17 protein-coding genes are annotated in these 21,130 nt (G+C 38.5%); all 17 read right to left on the reverse strand.

Features of this window, described 5'->3' with window-relative positions:
* Positions 1–27 precede the first annotated feature (27 nt).
* On the reverse strand, positions 28–306 hold the full coding sequence (locus ACH0AK_RS11680) for a hypothetical protein (protein WP_499796918.1): 279 nt from the start codon (positions 304–306) through the stop codon (positions 28–30).
* A gap of 9 nt (positions 307–315) precedes the next feature.
* On the reverse strand, positions 316–570 hold the full coding sequence (locus ACH0AK_RS11685) for a hypothetical protein (protein ID WP_010734044.1): 255 nt from the start codon (positions 568–570) through the stop codon (positions 316–318).
* An 11-nt stretch (positions 571–581) separates the two neighbouring features.
* Positions 582–983 carry a DUF4176 domain-containing protein gene (locus ACH0AK_RS11690; protein WP_010734043.1) on the reverse strand — a complete coding sequence of 134 codons (402 nt, stop codon included), beginning with the start codon at positions 981–983 and terminating at the stop codon, positions 582–584.
* A complete protein-coding gene (gene essC / locus ACH0AK_RS11695; RefSeq protein WP_226076997.1) occupies positions 980–5,392 on the reverse strand; it encodes a type VII secretion protein EssC in 4,413 nt (1,470 codons plus the stop codon). Before essC ends, ACH0AK_RS11690 begins: the two co-directional genes overlap by 4 nt.
* Positions 5,379–6,551 carry a type VII secretion protein EssB gene (essB, locus tag ACH0AK_RS11700; RefSeq protein ID WP_224434313.1) on the reverse strand — a complete coding sequence of 391 codons (1,173 nt, stop codon included), beginning with the start codon at positions 6,549–6,551 and terminating at the stop codon, positions 5,379–5,381. Before essB ends, essC begins: the two co-directional genes overlap by 14 nt.
* Positions 6,548–6,823: a hypothetical protein gene (locus ACH0AK_RS11705; RefSeq protein WP_010734040.1), complete on the reverse strand. Its 276-nt coding sequence runs from the start codon at positions 6,821–6,823 to the stop codon at positions 6,548–6,550. The genes essB and ACH0AK_RS11705 overlap by 4 nt, the downstream gene beginning before the upstream one ends.
* A 13-nt stretch (positions 6,824–6,836) precedes the next feature.
* Positions 6,837–7,322, reverse strand: coding sequence for a hypothetical protein (locus tag ACH0AK_RS11710; protein WP_226076995.1), 486 nt, complete (start codon positions 7,320–7,322; stop codon positions 6,837–6,839).
* A 13-nt stretch (positions 7,323–7,335) separates the two neighbouring features.
* Positions 7,336–10,722 carry a type VII secretion protein EsaA gene (gene esaA / locus ACH0AK_RS11715; RefSeq protein WP_499796921.1) on the reverse strand — a complete coding sequence of 1,129 codons (3,387 nt, stop codon included), beginning with the start codon at positions 10,720–10,722 and terminating at the stop codon, positions 7,336–7,338.
* A gap of 252 nt (positions 10,723–10,974) precedes the next feature.
* The gene (locus tag ACH0AK_RS11720) at positions 10,975–11,268 is read right to left on the reverse strand and encodes a WXG100 family type VII secretion target (protein WP_023520541.1); all 294 of its coding nucleotides are present in this window, start codon (positions 11,266–11,268) and stop codon (positions 10,975–10,977) included.
* Positions 11,269–11,409: 141 nt separating this feature from the next.
* Positions 11,410–12,300 (reverse strand): Rgg/GadR/MutR family transcriptional regulator, encoded by an 891-nt coding sequence (locus ACH0AK_RS11725; RefSeq protein ID WP_023520542.1) that lies wholly within the window; start codon positions 12,298–12,300, stop codon positions 11,410–11,412.
* 364 nt (positions 12,301–12,664) lie between these two features.
* Positions 12,665–13,561, reverse strand: a complete 897-nt coding sequence (locus tag ACH0AK_RS11730; RefSeq protein ID WP_023520543.1) for a phytoene/squalene synthase family protein — start codon at positions 13,559–13,561, stop codon at positions 12,665–12,667.
* Positions 13,548–15,038, reverse strand: coding sequence for a phytoene desaturase family protein (locus tag ACH0AK_RS11735; protein WP_019722718.1), 1,491 nt, complete (start codon positions 15,036–15,038; stop codon positions 13,548–13,550). Before ACH0AK_RS11735 ends, ACH0AK_RS11730 begins: the two co-directional genes overlap by 14 nt.
* Positions 15,039–15,377: 339 nt before the next feature.
* Positions 15,378–16,343, reverse strand: coding sequence for a tRNA dihydrouridine synthase (locus ACH0AK_RS11740; protein ID WP_137072974.1), 966 nt, complete (start codon positions 16,341–16,343; stop codon positions 15,378–15,380).
* 386 nt (positions 16,344–16,729) lie between these two features.
* Complete coding sequence (locus ACH0AK_RS11745) at positions 16,730–17,500, reverse strand: ABC transporter permease (protein WP_010734031.1); 771 nt, start codon at positions 17,498–17,500, stop codon at positions 16,730–16,732.
* The gene (locus ACH0AK_RS11750) at positions 17,493–18,434 is read right to left on the reverse strand and encodes an ABC transporter ATP-binding protein (protein ID WP_010734030.1); all 942 of its coding nucleotides are present in this window, start codon (positions 18,432–18,434) and stop codon (positions 17,493–17,495) included. The genes ACH0AK_RS11745 and ACH0AK_RS11750 overlap by 8 nt, the downstream gene beginning before the upstream one ends.
* A gap of 316 nt (positions 18,435–18,750) precedes the next feature.
* Positions 18,751–20,400: a MutS-related protein gene (locus ACH0AK_RS11755; protein ID WP_137072976.1), complete on the reverse strand. Its 1,650-nt coding sequence runs from the start codon at positions 20,398–20,400 to the stop codon at positions 18,751–18,753.
* A gap of 93 nt (positions 20,401–20,493) precedes the next feature.
* Positions 20,494–21,108 carry a ThuA domain-containing protein gene (locus ACH0AK_RS11760; RefSeq protein ID WP_153830580.1) on the reverse strand — a complete coding sequence of 205 codons (615 nt, stop codon included), beginning with the start codon at positions 21,106–21,108 and terminating at the stop codon, positions 20,494–20,496.
* Between the last annotated feature and the right edge of the window lie 22 nt (positions 21,109–21,130).

A 21,130-nucleotide genomic window follows, 5' to 3' on the forward strand; every position in this document is an offset into this window, starting at 1 on the left:
TTCTTCAAGTTTGATTACACATTTTAATTATTCTTGATCTAGTTGGTGCTGTTGGTTTTCTACCAACTGCGTGAAGTAAGTTGATTTCCCTTCATTCTCATTTTGCTCCCAACGAGCAACTTGGCTTCCTTGGGATACTAATTCTTCTGTGAATTGTTGGATTTCTCGAAAGCTTTTTCGCATGTCCATCTCTAAATAATACATACATTGTTTTAACTGCTGTTTTTCTTTACTCAGACGCTCCAATCGTTGTTCATTGTTGCTGATTTTACGCTCATATTCAGCGAGCAACTCTTCCTTTTCCATACTGACTCCTTACTTGAATCTTGTTTGACTGTCTCTGACTGCGATTGCTTGAGCAAGCTGAGGGAATTTGTTTGCCTGTTCATTGACACAAGTAACTAGATTTGAAATATCGGTGAGTAGGTTGTTACTGACCTCTACTCCTGTTTTCATACTGCTGATCGTGCTCTTGCTTAAAGAACTTGTTTTACTACTACTAACAGATACATTTTTTATTCCTGATACGGCTGCTGTTGCAGTGGATTCCTGAGAAGCGATTTTCGGCATCTTTTTTCTCCTTATCTGAATTGATAGAATGGGTCTTCTTTTAATCTCTCTTCTTCATTGATTTTTATAGTTTCTACAATCTGTACAGGTTTCTCCTCTTGCACGAGTGGTGGTCTAGTTGGCGCATCCCTAAGTTGCTTCAGCAAATCGTCTAAAAATTCTTCATCGTCTTGGTTTTGGAAGCCTTCGAACAACACTTCTGTGATTTGATCGGCATGGATAGAAAAGACTTCTTGGCTCGGTACATCTCCAAACGGATGGGGGGCTACTCGATATCTCGCTATCACTTTTTCTTCTTCATTTTTAGCGATGGCACGAGCAACGACAAAATAGAGCAGTTGGTCATCCTCTGTCCCAACTAGTCTTAAGATACTACCTAGTGGCAAAAACGGTGTGATCATTTCTTCTCTCATGCTTCTTCCTCCGTAGGAAACACCAAAGCTTCCAAGTGTTCATCCTTCAAACTGTGTAGGACGTTTTTAGCAACTATTGCGTTTTTTTCTTGATAAGAAAGATTTTCAATAAATAATTGATTTTGTAAGCTTCCACCAAATAAAATATGATCGATATTTTCTTTTACGAACATAGTGATTCCGCCAAAGGTATTACCCACTTTCGTCATATGATCGAGAAAAACAAACTGTAAATGCTCGTTTCCTCCACTTAGCAGAGCGGTAACTTCCTCAGGGTTCAATGTTAATTTATCGACCAAGTCTGCGATACCATTGATAATGATGATTCTCTTGCCAGTTTCATTTGTTAAGAGAGCTTCTAAAGCCCCTTTTAGGGCTGTTACTTTTTCACTAAGACATGAACGGTCCAAATATAGTGAAACTTTCGGCTTTGCTGGTTCGAGTGTTCCATTTGCATCGATCAACACCACTTCTTCTTGTCTTTCTTGACAAATTTGTTGAAGCAGCCAAGGCATCATCGCACGAAGTTGCTTATTGGATTTGAAAAAGATCCCTAATCTCATGCGCTGGAACAAGTCGAACGATTCTACTGAAGAAGTGGCTTTGTTTAATCCCAAATACAGTGTGTGGCTGTCGTCTTGTTCAAGGTAAGAAGCAAAACTTTTTTGCGTTAGGTTTTCTGGTACCATTGGAATTTTATCTGGGCGTTCGCCTGTCCAAGCTTGATTGATTTCTATAATTTCTTCTTCCAGATTTTGGAGTAGTTCCGCATCATTTTTCCCGTTAATCGGCAGATAAAACTGAATGGTAGTTGGCGTAGAGAGTAAGACTTGGCCGCGCCCATTGATTGCTTCAGGTGACAAAGCATTTCTGCCCATGACCATATTTATTTCATTTTCATCGTTTAAATATAGCGTTATCTTAGTGGCAATATTGCTCATCATCTTAGTCCGAATACTTCCTACACGATTCGCGGTCATCACAAGAAAGATACCCAAACTGGCACCATCTCTTAGTAGTTGAAGAAGCACTTCGTCGATTCTATCTTTGCGCTTATCTTCCAAGCTCAGGCCATCATAACTATCAAGAATGATTCCTAAGATCGGTAATTTTTCTCTTGTTCTTGTTTCGTATTGCGTTAGATTCGCGACACCAGCTTGCTTGAACAAATTTTTGCGTGCTGCCAATAATTTTTCGATGCGATCAAGCATTTTTTGCAGTTTTTCATCTTCTTCCAAAGTCGCTATATCCGCAATATGGGGTAATTCCTTGAGTACTAATAAACCATTATTCCCAAAATCAATTAAATGAAACTGAATCGTTGCAGGGGTGTTTTGACGGGCAAGGTTCATTACAAGAGTTTGCAACACTGTCGACTTCCCATAGCCTGGACTAGCTACGATCAATGTGTGACTCGCTTCTTCGAGATTGAAGGTATAATTCATTTGTTTTTGTTCAGAAGGAATATCTAAACAACCAAATGGGATAGCTAGATTACGAACTTCTGACTGTTTTATTTTTGGCGCCATAATCTGCTTATTTAAGTTCGGTAGCCATGGCTTATCCGGCAATTTGTAGGTAGAATCGGCAAAGATTGTCTTGATCTTATCAATCACTGCTTCTAATTGTGTCGGCAAATCTCGTGTATCTTTTCCTTGAATGATTTCGATATCTGGATCATAGAGTAATTCTAACTGGCCCAATTCGTTGATTTTGAATACCCGTTCATCAATCACTTCTTCGATCAATTGTTCTGGATCATATGGAACCCCCGCATAGCCACTTTGAAATAATTCATATACCTCATTTTCGCCAACTTTCAAATAGCCTCGTCCAGGATTCGTGATTTGTGCGGCATCTGGCGTTTTGAGTAACTCATTCGAGTCTTGGACACTCGCCATTTTCAAGGCAATTTTACTCGTACTATTGGCTTCGATCTGGTCATTGACTACCCCAGAAGGTTTTTGGGTGGCTAAAATCAAATGAACACCTAATGAACGTCCGATTCGTGCAACAGAAGTGAGCTCATCTAAGAATTCTGGAACATTGGCTTTAAGCTCCGCAAATTCATCCGAAACTAAAATCAAATGGGGCAAAGGTTTTTGTGGATAAACAACGTCTGGTTTTGGGGTATTTCTTTGTTTATACAAGGTCATGTAGCCGTTGATATTATTTACACCATATTTGGCAAACTCTCTTTGACGTTTCGCTAGCTCTGCTTTGATGCTTGCTAAGGCTCGCGCAGTTCCAGCACCATCCAAATTAGTGATTGCGCCCATAAAATGGGGCAAATGATCTAAGGTATTGGCTATTCCGCCACCTTTCCAGTCAATAATCAACATGCCGATATCTTCTGGCGAAAAATTGATTGCTAAGCCGATCAAATAAGTCGTTAAAAATTCAGATTTCCCGGAACCAGTCGTACCACCAACTAAGGCGTGTGGTCCATGGACTCGTTCATGTAGATCCCAGTAAACTAAATCTTTTTTTCCACGCCAACCAATTAATGAACGAATCGATTTATTAGGTTCCGCAGTAGCCCAGCGATTTGAAATCGCTAGTTCTTCAACTGTCTTGACCTCATATTGATCCAATAGACTCAAGCTGTCAGGTACGGCATTTTTCTCTACTTCCACATGATGAAGATTCGCCAAACGCCGAATGGCTTTTTCGATTGGATAGGTTGTCGGCAAATGATTGGGAATAAAACGCTGGTTCACATATTCATTGTCCTGATTGATCAACGTTGCTGCTTCATTGCTTTGATATTCAATTAAAGTAGTCGTTGTTTCTGGCAACATATTCAACGTTTCTTTTCCCCAAATGACCGTGATTCCATAGTCTCCTAAGTTTTCGGCTAAAAACTCGTTCAATCCATGACCTGCCAACCAACTTTCATCCAAAATCGAAAAAACATACTGTGGCTGAAAGTGTACCTTTTCATTTCCCGCTTCACGGACTTGTTGTTTTCTTTTTGCCACTATTTGATAAAAAGAATTCAAAATTATGTCTCGACTTTGGGGGGTATGCACCATTCCTCTTAGATTTAAAGAACGGATTTTGTTATGAGGTAACCAACGCCATTCTCGCCAATGTTGTTCGTACTCTTCCGACGGGATCAGTGTAATGAATTCGACGTCTCGATAAGAATGCAACACACATAACTGAAATAATAGGAGTTGTAATGCTGTTCGTAAAACACTAGGTGTTCCTGCTAAGCCAACCGTCTGTTCCAGAAGTGAAACGATGATCGGGGCATCTCCAAGTTGTTTATAGGGACTATTAAGATGCTCAAACGCTTCATTACTCAGTTCATCCTCTTCTACCGGCTGAAAGTTTGTTTGAAAACTAGCATTGATTTCGCCGATTCCTAGGCGGACAGTCAAAAAATCTTCGTTCACTGTCATGCGTTCATAAATCCTCGCATGATAATCTTTAGCCATCAATGCTAATTCATCCAGTGAAGGATTCATATATTCTAATGCTGTTTTTTGTGTTTGCTGTAAGACATTAAGCTCTGACTTTTTTTTGATCATATACTGACGGAAATGCTCTTCTCTCATATGATTTTTTCTGTTGATTTCTTTTTTGTTTGTAAAATAATTCGACACAGAAAAACCTGTTGTAAGTAAACTAGCACCTCCCATACTGATCAACATAACTGGATTGCCCCCGCTCAAAAAACTTGTCGCACCGCTCAAAACAACCATACCTAACGGTGGAACGATAGTTTTCAACCACTCATTCTTTCCTTCATTAGATTTCTGCTTAGGCGCTTGGATCTCTATTTTTTCTTTTGGCTCCTTTAAATGGATTCTTGGACTACGCCTAAATGCTGGAAAATTTTCTGGATACTCGGGAATGTAGGGTTCTTCGAGCAACTGCCAGGGGTCCAACTGTAGCTGATTTTTTAAATCTGAGATCTTTAATTGTTTCTCACGCATCTCAATCATGAGATAATCAATGATCAATTGATCGCCTACAGAAAATGGAAAGACACCTTTTTCTACACGTTGGTGATTGTAATAAATCTTGGCCTTACTAGGATAGATTTTTATTTGATAGTCATCAGTACTATTACGATGAATAAAAATCAACGCATCCGAATCAATACGGATCGCCGAGTCTTGTGTATTTGATAGATAGACGCTTTCCCTTGGCTTATTGACGATTACCGTTTTCAAATTTTCATGATGAACGAGGAGAAACTTTTCATCCTTGACTAATTCTCCTCCACAAAAAAGCTGTCCGTCTTCACAGGAAAGTGTTCGATTGTCCAGTATTACTTGATTGTTTTTTTCTGTTATTTGTTTATGAATAAACGTCGAACCAAAGTAAAAAAGATCATAAAGAACTGAAACGGAATGTTGGATTTGATCAGTTATTGAATTTGGCTTAGTTTGCTTCATTACTATCCGTCTCGCTTTCTAAGATTTCTAAGTACTTATTGATTTCTTCCTCATAACTTGTTAATAACTCTTGCTTCTTCTGTCCACTCATCTTGTTGTTTGCTCGCGTCGCGTCGTATAGTTTGGTGTAGGCATGTAAAATGTATTGATGATCGCCGAGGTTTTGTGCGATATCTAATGATCGTTCAAAATTCCCCCTTCCAATATAGATCCAGTAAAGCAAAGTATTCTCATTTGATTTTTGAGAAATGTTATTTAAGATTGCTGTCTTTTGCTCATTCGACAAATTATCCAGCTGTACCGCGCTGACTGCAGCGACATATTGGGCACCAGAAGGGAGATCTTCGGGTTTATCATCTTTTAATGTGGTCAAAACACCAGCATAATTATTAGCAATATATTGCGTTTCAGCAGAACTGATCCGTTCTTGTGCGGGAAGTTTATCAAACGCATAGATACCTGTTGTAAGCGCTAAACCTATTGTTGAAATACTTAATAAAAGCGTGCCCCACTTAAACATAAAATAGCTTCTTTTGTTCACCATTTGAATTTCTGATGCACGTTTCGTTTTCTGCTGTACGACTTGTTCGCCAATCATGCGGTCGATTTCTGCGACACTGTTTGCTCTTTGGATTCGTTTAGAAAACTCGTCCTTCAATGTGCCATTTCCTTCAATCAGTTGCTCATAATCGAACTTAGGATGTAAAATTGTCAGGATCAAGGCACGATATTGCTTCAAAAATTCTTCTTCGGTTATTTCATAAGGAATAATTGAATGCGCAAAACCTCTATGTGCTACGATGATTTCTTCTCCAAATAGAAATAGATTGGCTGGATGGATGAACGGCTGGATCGGGCTACTCAAAAACTCGGATAAGAAATTGATTTTTTGTGCAAGTAATAATCGTTGAAAAAGTTCTGTTCGTTTAAGGTACTCTTGCAAAGAATACATTTGTTTACTTTTCTGGTATTGAATGACGAGTTTTTCCTCTGAAGATTCTACGATCTGTCCAGAGAGCAAGTGTTTTTTCTGTGTTAAGAATAGTTGATACTGTTCTAAACGATCGAGTTGGTATTGCTTAGCATTCAGTGTCACTTTGACAGCATCAGTTGTTGTCTCAATCATGATCGTTTCAGAAATATCTTTTATGTGGGTCACGTTCGTTCCTCCGATTTTTGTTGAGATTCATGGATCAGTAAATGATCGCCTTCACTTAATGGATAGTCTGCCACATATGCCTCTTCCTTTAAGCGGATCGGTTTATTCAATACCACTAAGTCGAACACCTCTGGCAAGGACGAACCATTTTGTATGAAAGATTCCTTCAGTAATTCTTTTAATCGTGTAATCGTTACTTGGGTCGGGATCTGTAAGTCAATGATTTCTTCTTTGACTTGTAAACTTATCCCAATTGCTTGATTTCTATCCAACTACAACAGTCCTTTAATCATTTTTGTATTTCTGCTGTGAAAACTTTTTACCAAGATAATTGCCTCCAATAGTCAGTAAAATACTTCCTAGTAGAAGTAAGATCCACAAAACAATTCTTCCCTGGATAGCTGTGTGATTTGGGTTAGCTGACACCTGATGTCCTACAGACATTTGCCCTTCTTTGAATAATTGGGGTGTAATTGTTTGCTCAAAGACCTGTGGCTGTGGAGTTGCTTCCGACACAAAGACGAGGTTGTGAGCAGTAGAAATCTGTTGTCTTTGTTGTTGGACACGTTCTTGGTCTAATTTTGTTTTATCTTCTAAAAATAAATCTTGCACTATAAATGTTGTTTCATGATCTTCGATGCCTTCCCTTTCTTGGTAGATCACATGGTTATTGATAGTGAGTGTGCTTGCAAAGACTGTGACATTCGGGTGACTTAAAAATAGTAAAACTACCAACAAAAAGACAAGCCCCCCTATTTTTTTCTGAACCATTTTATACCTCCGTTTATTCATTTGACCGTTCTTTTTTCTCTTCTGGTCGGACAATAAAATTCAGTATCACTCCAAATATCAGGAATAGAACGAGCATGAGATAACTTCCCCAACCGATGACACCCTCATTCATCAGCACATTAAACCCGTTTTGAATATTCTGTAAAGGTGACAGACGATAGAGCCATTCTGTCAACGAGCCATTTTTGATTGCTACGCCCAACAAAGGAGTCAACATGAAGAACAAGCCAAAAATCCCACCACATAAATACAACGTGATTTTTTTGAATTGGCGCATGAACCCTAAAAGAATCAATTGACCACTAGCAAAGACTAAAAATGCATAAACGAACCAAACAAAAGAATGCGCGACTCCTGATACTATGGTCGTTAAAACGCTATAAATAAGTGACAGAACTAACGTTACACTGAGTACCGCCACCATATTAGGCACGTTTTTCCATATACGGTTCGGTGTGACTAACAAATCGACAGAAGTCACTACACGTTTTTTCATCACGCTAGACAATTGAAAGGATACTAACAGAATCATAAAGCCACCGATCAATGTCACATAGTAAGGAGTCAATGAGCTTTGTCTTGTTTGACCAAAGCTTCCTTGTCCTAAAATTGGACTTGCTAAAAAATTAAAGACATGTGGATTGTCTGCCCCTCCATTCTTTGTATTCGAAAGGACTTCACTAAATGATTCGGCATATGTTTGATTTTCAGAGACAGTCTGTGCTGATTCATCAAGAGAGGTACTTAGATTACTTAAAATAGTGGTGGCATTCTCTTGTACTTCGATGGTCGATTCTTTTAGCTGATCGATTGTAGGTGTGATATCAGCTACTTCTGCCGCAGATTGACCGGTAACTTCAGCTGCTGCTTTTGAACTTGCCATCAATCCTTGCATCGTTTCGATCAGACTGGCTGTTTGAGCTTCAATCAGAGCGTATTCATTTTCTTTAGGATGTGGATTTTCTTCTGAGATGACGGATTCCGTTTCTGTTTGTGCCGTTTGCTGCCAACTGTCGTATACTGCATGGATTTGTTGATTCGCAGAGGCGAACCAGTGGTTTAATTTGTCCGCTTCTTCCATAAATGTCTGTGGTAATGTCATTAATTGCAAGGTACCGTACAAGGTTGGTTTTAGTTCTTCAGGTTCTTTAGTCCCAGGAGAACCAATGACTGCTTGTAATGCAATGATTTGATTCTCGGTATCGCTATACAACTGATCCCCTGTTTTTTTGTATTCCTGATACAGTTGTTCACTGATCATCGAAGGTTTGTCGCTTTCCTGAAGATTGTTATATAGCCAATAGATCGAACGAGAATCAGCTAATTCAATAAGGGATCTCCCCGTATTTTCTGGTTGATCGATCATCTGTCGATATGCGGGAATCGTTATAGAATGGTGTGGTGCACCAAATAGCGTGACGATTTGTTGCGCAGTCGTACTTAATAGTTGAAACTGTTCCAAGATTTGTGGCACATCATCAATCAATGGCTGATCCATTGGAAGATATACCGAGAATTCACTCATTGGTTGTTCGCGTTCATTGATCATCCATGTGTAAAACACCTGATTGTATGAAGTAGTTTGTTGTTCTGGAGTCAACTGCCACTTTAAAGGAATGCTTACTTCAAAGTTCAATTTATCTGATAGCGAAGGATATTCTATACGCTGGTATGTCTCTTCCGTTTCCTCCTCCGGTTCAATCGTCCAAGGTTGTACGATTGTGAATGAATGATTTGTATCTACTCGGATTGCTGTTTCATAGTTGTAGGGGGCTAGTAACTGATTCAATTGAGTTTCCATTTCTATAAAATCATATGTTGGATCAAAAAAGAGCATTCCTTGCTGCTCTTCTTCTGCTTGTATCGAGAGGAACGTATCTTGATTTAACTCAATTGACATCTGTTGATTGGTGGTGGGTAAAGAAATCATTGCATCATGTTGTGCTTTCGGTTCAAGATAAGCAAAAGAGGCTTCACTTCCGATTGGTCGGTCAAAATCATGGGCATAGCGTGTAACAATCGCTAGCTCATCATTGAAAATGGCGGCCTGATCCTGACTGATCACTGCTTGATTTTGTAATTCAGCTAATAATAGAGCTAAACTATCCACCGAGATCCGGGGCAATATCTCCTCGATAACTGATTGGTACGCCCCATCTAATTTGGGTTCATTCCTTTGATTTGTCATCAATTTGATAATCGCATTTTTCACTTGAACTTCTGTCGCAGTTGCGGGTGTACTTGTCGGATCATTATAATACGCATTGGCAATTTGACCTTTTAAGCGTTCTAGCTGTTCTACTTGACTCTCCAACTCAGTAATTTGTTGTTGGATCTCTTCGATGCGGGTTTGTTGATTGGTTTGAAACGCCGTTGCCTGAGCCAAGAAATCCCAATAAATACCGAAATTATTTTGTTCATTTGGTGTATAAAAGTTACTAAATTGAGCTAAAATCGCATCATTGAATAAGTCGTATTGATTTCTATAATCAGTTGTTGCGTTCTCCCACTGAGTGGTTAATTGATTTTTTTGTAAGATGACTTGTTGATTGAATTGATCGATCGCTCCAGTGATTTTTTCATTCGTTTCTTTTGTATAATCAACAATTGTCTCCTGAACATTTTCTGTCTCTTTGTGAGTCTCTTCTAAACTTGTATTATTGCGCTCCAAAAGAGATTGTACCGAATCAACAAAGGCCTGTTGTTGTGCCTTGAATGCACTATTTGTTGTATCTAAAATACTAGTTGAGTCTAATACACTCGCATAGTTGTCTGAAATATTTTGGAATGGCTGATAGATACTATTTTCTAGATTTTGCTGATAATTGCTATGTGTATTCGTCATTTTATTCACGTTTTGCTGCGCTTCAGAGAGATTTCCTACAATACTAGAGAAATACATCTGCACAACACGCTGATTGAAGTTTGTTAAAATCTGATTCACTTGTTCTTCGATCATTTGGTTAGTTATCTCATTTTGACCATCTCGAACTTGGTATTCGATGATCGCTTTTTCTGGATTGATACTTTGTAAAGATAATAGTTTTTCCGAAAAATCTTGGGGAATAATGATTTTTGCATCGAATTGGCCGTTCTCTAGTCCTGCTGTTGCAATATTACGCGTAGTCGTTTCCCAACGATTGGCAGTATCTTTATTGATCAGTGTCACAAAATCGGTTCCTAACAAGTACTGCTGACCTTCAAAATCTGCTCCTCGATCCTCATTTACCAAAACATATTGCATTTTTGTCGTCGGGCTGGCGGTGCTCGTGATGATACTCTTTTCTTTAAAGCCAATATAAGCAAAGAAAAGAAGCAAAGATAAACTTGCGATGATCGCAAGGATAAATGGCTGCTTTTGCTTCAGATGGTTTTTCAAGTTGTTCTCCTCCTTCTAAAAGAGCATGGGGTCAGAAGTGACTTGTCTGTATTTCTACCTTTCAAAATAAGCGTCAAAATCCAAAAATAGCTAGCTGATTTCGGATTTTGACGCTTATATCATGGCGATGTGCACTTCTGTCATATCCTCTTTTTAGGCTATAGCTGAGATGCTCTGTTTTACATTGTGTATTGTTGCACATGTGATTCGTTTAAGAAAATCTAGCAAAGTGACTTCTGTTTGAACATCAAGTTAAAATCCAAACGAACCTGCATCTTGACGATCGCGTTCTGCAACCGTATCAGCATACTTGTTCAACTGCTGATTGATGCGCTCAAGAAGTTCTTCCATTTGACGAACATTACCTTCTAATTGGTTGTATTGTTCCAAATAAGCTTGAAATGCTTGTCCTTTCCACTGTTGACTGATTTGTTGGTTCATTGCATTTACTTTACGGATCGCCTCTTGGATCTGAGAGGCTGCCTGTGAATAAACCTGTGCTTGTGACTTCAGTTGTTCGGGGGTGACTGCAATTACTCCTGCCATTTTTGTACCTCCTAAAATTTTTTTGACTAGTTTATCATACTTGATTTTCAACTGGTCAAAATAAAATACGCCGAATAAGGTTGATCTTCGTCGTATACGCACAATTCTTTTCGTATAAGATTAGTTATTTTAAGATAGCATTCAATTACTAGCGGGGGGAAACTCATTCTTGAGTTCAAAATCCACATGGTACGCCTGCTCCACGAAGCGTAACAGTTCGTATTTTTTTTGATATTGTTGCTTTGAATCCAAGTAGCAACTGACTGCTAAAGCGTTTTTTATGTGATACTTCCCTTTCTTATTACCTTTGATCACATACCAGACGCCTTGCAAAAACAATTGCAAGTTACGCTCATAGTATAGTTCTTCTTCAAGGAAATACTCTTCTAACTTCGCACCATATTTCCAAACCAGGCGGAGATCCTGATTTTTAATAAATAGAATGAGGCCATTTGCCAACATGCGAAATGTCTCACTTTGCCCGCTGCGGTTTTCTTCGTAGACCGCCAAACTAAGAAACGACTTTTCTAAAATCAAATCGATAAATTTAGGATGGAACGCATACATACAATTAGTAAACAAAAAAATTTCGTAGCGAGTCCATGTTTGTGCCTTCATTAAATACTGATAAACCTCTGAAGATAGCACATCGATTTTTTCCTCTTTTAATTGAGCGATCATCAAGCGACAAAGACTGATTAGATGACGTTCTCTTTGAGAATCAGGTTCTTCTGTTTCATACAACATGATAATACTATGTAATTCTAAACTATCTTTCTTTTCAAAAGCGACTACCGCTTCTTGCATCAATCGATTGACCTCGGATAAATCATTTGGAAAATTAAATAATTGCAATTCATCATAGTCCAAATTTAGTTTTTTCAAAAAATAAGTCAACTTACTGACTGTCGTATCTGCTTTATTTTGAATAAAACGTTTATAAACAGAACGACTAGCTTCCTCTCCACAAAGTTCTGCAATCGTTATTCCTTTTTGCTTTCTGACAAATTCAACGATCTCCCATACTTCCATTTTTTCACTCCTGACCTCTTTCACTGAATCTTGAACTCAAAGATTTTATAGAAAGAGCTTCTATGATTGAAATTTGATAAAGCTAAAAATCCCCGTTTATTATAATCTTACCATCATTCTCGTTTGAATATTACATTTATTTATAATAACTGTTGTTTTTAAATATAAAGACTTTACTAATAAATACAAAAAAACAGAACAGAAAAACATTGATGTTATTTATAAGAGCGATAATAATGGAATAAACAATGTATTTTTTGTTCAAAATGTCATGATAAACAAAGAATGAGCACTCGCAACGGTACTTTCCGCGAGTGCTCATTCCGTTTTCTGATACGTCAGATTATCAATGCTATCATACCAATTATAATGTTGATTGTTGTGGACTATTTATTAGAGTTTCTACATATTTTTTGGCTTTTCTCAGCAGTTGGATTTTTCTTATCTGGCTGACATAGTTTTTACGATCTAACATGAAATAGTTATTTTCTCTGATTACGCTTAATTGCTCTCTATAGATCATTGCAGCAGCAGTTAATGCGAGTTGACAATTTCGGTCAATAAACGGCAGCATCGTAAAAGAAGTTTCATATTTTTTCTCTGCTTCATTAGCTATCGCTTCCCATAGATCAATCAATGGCTTCGCAGGTTTATCTGCTTGCAACATGGTTTCAGTCACACCATGGGCACGCATCATTTCCTTTGGTAAATAAATTCGTCCCATTTTATTATCTTCACCGATATCTCGTAAAATGTTAGTGAGTTGCATCGCTTCACCCAGCCTTTTTGCCTGTGACTGGATTTTTTCTGCTTGGTCAGATAATAAAGGTAACAACATCAAGCCGACACTACCTGCGACATAGTAACAATAGTCTTCTAAGTCAGCCAATGTTTCTGGCTGTGTAAAGACTAAATCTTGCTTTTGACCTGCGATCATGTCGTAGAACGGAGACAAGGTCATGGGATAAACGGAAAAAACAACCGACAAGGCACGCCAAATTGGTTCATCAGGAATTTTACCCATGGAGAAAGCATCTAGTTGGTGTTTTAGTGCCAACAATTCTTCCTCACTATGGGCTAAGTCAACTGTATCATCTGCCAAGCGACAAAAAGCATAAATGGCATAGACACTTTTTGCTTTTTCTTCAGGAAGTTGAGAAAACGCAGCGTAAAACGATTTTGAATATTTTTTTATCACAGTTTCACAATAGGCAAAATCGTCTGCGTGTTTTTCAAACAGTTCCTGATTAGTTTTTATCATCTTTAACCAACTCCTCTACCGCAAGCTTAGCACTTTGCATCACGATTGGTACACCAGCTCCGGGATGTGTGCTGCTACCACAGAAATAAAGATTCTCAGCAGAAGCAAATTTATTATGAGGTCGATAATAGTTACTTTGTTTTAAGGTTGGTTTCAACCCAAATGTTGCACCATTATAGGCATTGAAATGTTGTTCAAAGTCTTTTGGTGTATAAAAACTTTCTGAAACGATATGCTCTTCAATATCAGTAAAGTCTGTCTTTTCTTTTAATAATGTCAATACTTTTTGACGATATTCTTGGACTTTCGCTTCTGACCAATCTTCGTATTTTGAAAGTTCTGGAACTGGTACTAATACATATAATCCTTCATGGTTTTCTGGGGCTAATGATTCATCCATGATCGTAGGACGGTATAGATAAAAGGATGGATCTTCCGGTAAACGACCATCTTCAAATAAATCATCCACATTTCGTTTGAAGTCATCTGCAAAATAGATGCTGTGGAGATAATCCCCCGGATATTTTTTATCTAGACCTAAATATAGTAAGAAACAAGAACAAGAGTATTCCATCTTATCGATTTTCTTATCCGTATATTTCCCACGATTCTTTTCATCAGGAATCAACTCTTTCATTGCATAAGGAAAATCAGCACCACAAACGACCGCATCTGCTTCTATTCGTTCTTGTCCGATTCGAACACCTTTTGCCACTTTATCTTCAATGATCAATTCATCAACGGGTGTATTATAATGGATCGTTCCACCTAATTCTTCTAATAAGTTAGCTAGTGAGGTTGCTAAAGTATACATACCTCCTTTGATAAAATGAACGCCATATAAAAGTTCGATCATCGGGATAATCGTGTATAACGATGGACCTTGATATGGGGAAACACCGATGTATAAGGTTTGGAACGCCAATGATTTTCGCAAACGTTCATCTTTAACAAATTTAGCAATCGATGAATACGCATCACTAAATGTTCTTAGACGAATCCCTGCCCATAGTGATTTAGGATTATAGAAATCCCAAAAACCACGAAAGGATTTAGTAATAAATGCTTCTTTGGCTATGTGATAACGCTTGTAGATATCCGCTAGAAACGCATAATAGCCTTGCGCATCTTCTTGGGAAATCGCTTCGAGCGTTTTGGTCAATTCAATGAGATCATTTGAAAATTCGATTGGTTCTTCTTTATTGAAATAGAGTTTCAACATAGGATCGACTTTTTCCATCGGAATGTAGTCATCCGGATCTTTCCCACAAAATTCAAATACTTCGCGATAGATTTCAGGCATCATCACGATCGTTGGCCCCACATCAAACGTGAACCCATCTTTTTTGATTTGATTCATCTTGCCGCCAGGGCCACTTTCTTTTTCGTACAATGTTACTTCATAGCCTAATTTTTGCAAGCGTACAGCTGCACTTAATCCCGCAACTCCTGCACCTGTTACAATGACTTTTTTCATGACATCCACCTACTCAATTCTTGTTCTATAAATTTTTATCATCTGATAAATTTTAGGATATCATTAAATCCGTTATGTCATAAAATAAAACGCTCAAATAACATACGTTACATTAAATTTTCTTCATTTTTCTTTGTTTTTAATTCATTTTTTATCATTTTTCACTCAGTATTATTTACACGTGAAATATACAATCTAGATAGCCATTGTCAGCTAAAACTGAATAAACAGCCTTCAAAAGTCAATTCATTAAAAAAAGCCATGACATCCGAAAATATTTTCATATTTTTTAGATGTCACAGCTTTTTTGGCTGATTACTTTGTGAAAACTTAGACAGTTTATTCAGTTTTATGTTGAAATTCATCTAAACGTGCCCGAACTTCATCAGTGGATTTCGTGTTCATCAATTGCACACGCAAATCGTTGGCTCCTGGAAATCCTTTGACGTAGATTTTGAAGAAACGATGTAAGCCTGTGATCGAACGTGGGATCTCTTTTGCATAGTGGTCTTGTAAATCTAGTTGCAAACGCAGTAAATCAATAAGTTCTTCTGCTGAATGCTCTTTCGGTTCTTTTTCAAAGGCAAATGGATTTTTAAAAATACCTCGGCCGATCATGATGCCATCTACACCATATTTTTCCGCTAATTCAAGCCCTGTTTGGCGGTCAGGGATGTCACCATTGATCGTCAACTTCGTTTGTGGGGCAATTTGGTCACGCAAGGCAACGACTTCAGGAATTAGTTCCCAATGTGCCGCCACTTTACTCATTTCTTTGCGTGTACGTAAATGAACAGAAAGATTCGCGATATCTTGCTTTAGTAAATGACTGATCCAATCAACCATTTCAGCTTGCTCTGTGTAGCCAATACGTGTTTTTACACTTACCGGTAACCCTCCAGCTTTTGCAGCTTCGATCAATTCTGCCGCAACCTCAGGACGTAGGATCAAGCCACTACCTTTTCCACGTTCTGCCACATTCGGTACCGGACAACCCATATTGAGGTCTATTCCTTTAAAACCCATCTCGGCTAGTTGAATACTCATCTCTCTGAAAAATTCCGGTTTATCTCCCCAGATATGTGCCACCATCGGTTGTTCATCTTCAGTAAATGTCAAACGTCCTTTGACACTTTCTTTGCCATCTGGATGACAAAAACTATCTGAATTAGTAAATTCGGTGAAATACACATCCGGCGCACCGGCCTTTTGGACAACATGGCGAAAAACCACATCTGTCACATCTTCCATCGGTGCTAATACAAAAAAGGGCGTAGGTAGTTCAGCCCAAAAATTATTCTTCATCAAGTACACTCCATTTCGCTATATAAAAAGTTCCATCAAAAACATTGTTGCCATTATACAAGGAAAAAGAAAAAGAAGCAAAGTAGAGGTTGTGAAAGGAGCGATCAGCACTAAGGCATAAGAAAGGAAAATCGAAAATGGTTGTTTCATTTTTGATTTTCCTGGCTTATGTCCGAAGTGTTGCTCCTTGAACACCGTTTATCATAGGTTGTGAAAAAAGCGTTTTGACCTGAGCAGTAAGATAGAAAATTGTAAAATAGCTTTTCATATTTTGCAATTTTTTAGCTTAATGTTGAAGGTCAGCTTTTTGAACACCGTTTATCGAGGTTGTGAGAAAGCCGGTCAGCTCCGACTTACTATTGAAGGAGTTAGCTTGCCTCGTTCGCTTAACTTCTTAACCCTCTACCTTTATTGATCAAGTACCAACACGTTGAATAAAGCACTACAATGAACAGTACAAGGATCGCAATCGAAATGAAGATTGGCACATCGGTGGTGCCTAAGAAACCATAACGGAAACTTGAGATCATATAAACAATTGGATTTACTTTTGAGATGGCTTGCCAAATCGGTGGTAACATCGAAATTGAATAAAACACCCCGCCAAGATAAGTCAAAGGTTGTAACACAAACGTTGGTACAATGGACACATCATCATAAGATTGGGCGAAAATCCCATTGATCAAACCAGCAAGCGAGAATAAGATAGCGGTCATCAATAGTGTTAATACAACGATCGTCCATGAATAGACATGTAATGGCACAAAAAATAGAGAAATCATTGTGACTAATGCACCGACCAAGACACTCCGTCCCAACCCACCGATCACAAATCCCCAGATGATGACATGTGTTGGTACAGGGGCAACTAAAATCTCTTCGATATTCTTTTGGAATTTTTGTGAAAAGAATGAAGAAGAAACATTTGAATAAGAGCTTGTGATGGCGGACATCATGATCAATCCGGGAACAATAAATTCCATGTAGGAGAAACCACCCATATCACCGATTCGTCCCCCGATCATTTTCCCAAAAATGATAAAATACAAAGACGTAGTGATCACTGGTGGTACTAGCGTTTGTACCCAGATACGCATATAGCGATTGGTTTCTTTGATTGCTAAACTTTTTAATGCAGTAAAATAAAGATTAAACATTTTTCTTCGTTGCCTCCATATGATAAGTTTCTTCCGTAATTTTCAAGAAAAGTTCTTCTAAGCGATTGGATTTATTGCGCATAGACAAGACTTTGATCCCTTGCGCACTTAACTGTTCAAAGATCCCATTCACTCCTTGATCACGCTCCACTTCAACCGCAAGTGTGCGTTCATCTTCTAAGATACTTGTATAGCCAATGATCTCTGGCTTTTTATCATAAGGTGCTAAGTCAAAGATAAACGTTTCAAATTGTAATTTGGAAAGCAAGGCTTTCATAGAGGTATTCTCAATCAGTTCACCCGATTGGATGATTCCAATATTTCGACAAAGCATTTCTGCTTCTTCCAAATAATGAGTCGTCAAAATGATCGTTGTTCCTGCGTGATTCAATTCACGTAGAAATTCCCACATTTCTCGTCTTAATTCAATATCGACACCCGCTGTGGGTTCATCTAGAATCAATAATTTGGGTTCATGCATCAATGCACGGGCAATCATCAATCGTCGTTTCATCCCACCTGAAAGCATCCGCGCACGAACATTGCGTTTCTCCCACAAATTAGATTGTTTAAGATATTTTTCACTACGTTTCAATGCTTCATTACGGGACACGCCATAGTAACCCGCCTGATTCACGACGATTTGTTGCACTGTTTCAAACGGATTGAAGTTGAATTCTTGGGGCACTAAGCCGATTTGTTGTTTTGCTCGTACTAAATCTGTATCCAGATCATAGCCAAATACTTTCACTTTTCCCGATGTCTTATTCACTAATGAAGTGATGATCCCGATCGTTGTTGATTTCCCTGCACCATTTGGTCCCAATAATGCATAAAAATCTCCTTCTTCAACCGTCAGATCGATGCCTCGGAGTGCTTCCACACCTGTCCCATATATTTTTCTTAACTCATTTATCTCAAGAGCATATGTCATTTTTTACTAACTCTCCTTATTTTGTCTGATTTACTATTTTAGCATGTAAAGAGGTTGTGAGAAAGCCGTTAAGCTCCGAATAGTAAGGCGGAAATTGAGAAAATAGTTCCTCATATTTTTTCAATTTTCGACTTACTATTGAAGGAGTTGGCTTTCGAACACCGTTTATCTAGGTTGTGAGAAAGCCGTTAAGCTTCATGCAGTAAGATGAAAATGAAAAAACCACAAGTCCTTCCAGAAAATAATTCTGTCGTCTCTGTGGTTTTCATTATCAATGATGGTTATTGACTAAATACTTTCAGCTTGGGCTTATTTCTTACTCCACTACCCGCCATTGGCGATGTTGATCAAAATAGGCGGCTTCTGCTTGTGCCTCTTTCACGATTGCTGTAGGATACTTCAGCACATCTAATAATGCGATGGCATTTCTTGTCTTAGCAGGTCCTTGTTTTAATTTAAAGTCAAAGCTGATCCCCTTCTCAGGCGTCACTTGCTCTTCAAAATGGACATTGGCACAATCTTTTTTCAAGATCTCTGTCAGTTCGATATCATGTGTTGCGACAAAGGCTAAAGAAGGGTAATCACTCAACCAATTCACGATAGCTGCTGAAGACGCGATCCGTTCAATCGTATTTGTCCCTTTCAAGATCTCATCGACAAAGCAATAGCAACGTTCTTTTGTTTCCACTTGCTGTAATAAGCGCTTGATCGATTTGATTTCTGAAACAAAGTAACTATCGCCTTCAAACAAATTATCTTCGATCGCCATCGAGGTCAAGACATGACCGGGTTGGATCGTGAAAGATTCGGCTAAAGCAGTTTGGATCGTTTGCGCTAAGATACAGTTGATGGCAATACTTTTGACGTACGTCGATTTTCCTGAAGCATTCGAGCCTGTGACCAATGTGTTCTGTTGCCAATCGATGGGATTGACGACTGCCTCTGCAATCAGAGGGTGATACGTATCCTCTGCCATAATCCCGCCTTCTGCAAAGACTGGTTGACAAGAATAGGGCATGTAGGTGCGATAATTCAATACTGCCGCAGCTACTTCTAGCTCTCCGAGTAATTGCCATAATTCAATCGCTTGTTCCGTTTTCTTTTCCAATCGGCTAATGACAAAATGATACGAAATAAATGGCAACATGAACATCATATTCAAGTAGTCAAAAAACAACTCCGCTTCTGAGCCATTTTTCACTCGAAATGAAAAACCGAACTTAGGGATTTCTTTTAAAGGCTGAACATTTTTTTGTAACTCTGCTTGTAACGGTGTGGCAAACGTAGCTATTTTTTTCGCCGCAGAAATCGTAGAAACAAGATAGCTCATACTATTAAGTTCTGTTTCGAGTGTTTGCTTTTTTATCAAGTAATAAACCGTATTGAATAACACACTAATGATCGCGAGATAAATGCCGATCACTTGTCCAAGTAAAAACAAGCCTAAACCAATGAGTGGTAACATGCCTAAAAAGGCAAATAGCCCAATATGACCAATTCTTTTGCTTTTGCCATCTGCTAAGTATTGTTTGGCAAAATTCCGGTCTTTTTTTCCAATTCGTGCAAATTGATATTGGATTTCTTCTCTCAACTTAGGATTTTCTTGATAGAAAGTAATCAACTTTTCTAGACGCTGATCTTGTCCAAAATCAAAATTACGCAGTCGCTGATAAAGCGCTTCTGAACCCACACTTGAATACGTATGATTGAGCGTTTCGAATACTTCAAACATATCTAGGTCATACCAAGTCAAGTCATCGACTTCACTGTCCCACGTGCGAAACTTTTTTTCTGTCTGCCAAGCTTCTTTTAAGCTCTCCTCCTTATCAAATCGTACTTGATATGGAAGCTTCCCCCATTTGTAACGGATATCTGCTCTTAATTTTTTTCGCGAATTGATTTCTAAGACAATTAAGATTCCAATGATGCCGACGATCAGGAGCATGATAAATTCTGTTTGACTCATAAATTTTCTCCAATCTATTGAATACTTTAAGTATAGCACTGATTGGAAACATAAATGGACTTATAAAAAAACTATCCTTCTTTTTCACCGTATTCATGTTGATTCTAGACACCAACTAATTCCATCGAAAAGTACCATTTGATTTCCTTCATGTTGCAATCCTTCTGAAAAATGTGCAGGAGTCATACAAAAAACTTTACCTTTACCATACAGATGTCGCCAAGCGGCAATCGATTCACCATAGTGAGAAAAGCTGTGCATCAGAACTTCCGTTTCGCCTATAGCTACCTCAGTGAAATAGTGTTCGTCCCATATTTTATAAGACTTACCATTTGGTTCTCGATAGGTTACTTCTGTAGGTTTGGGATGATGAAGGAAGCGCCCCCGCAACATCTCACTAAACGCAGAGTGGATCGGGTAGCTAGAAAGTCCTGAATGATACGCAATCAGGCTTCCGCCACCCGCTACATACTTGGTGATCAACTGATCGTATGTTTCATTTAACCAAAAAGCGTCATTTGTTTTGGGTGCTAACCGATTTTCCTTTGAAAGGAGGAATAAATCAGGTTGCTCATGTAATGCTTTGGTTAGTTGCTCGATCGTCAGATCAGTCATCTTTAGTTCTTGTGGGAAGTGCTTAGCGATCCCCTGAAAATAGTTGACTAACGGATCATGCGGATGGTAAAAATCGCCTAACAACGTGATCATTTTTTTCACTAGGAACACTCCT

Origin of the sequence: Enterococcus pernyi (assembly GCF_045371165.1) — a bacterium.
In the GTDB taxonomy this organism is placed as follows: Bacteria; Bacillota; Bacilli; order Lactobacillales; family Enterococcaceae; genus Enterococcus_B; species Enterococcus_B pernyi.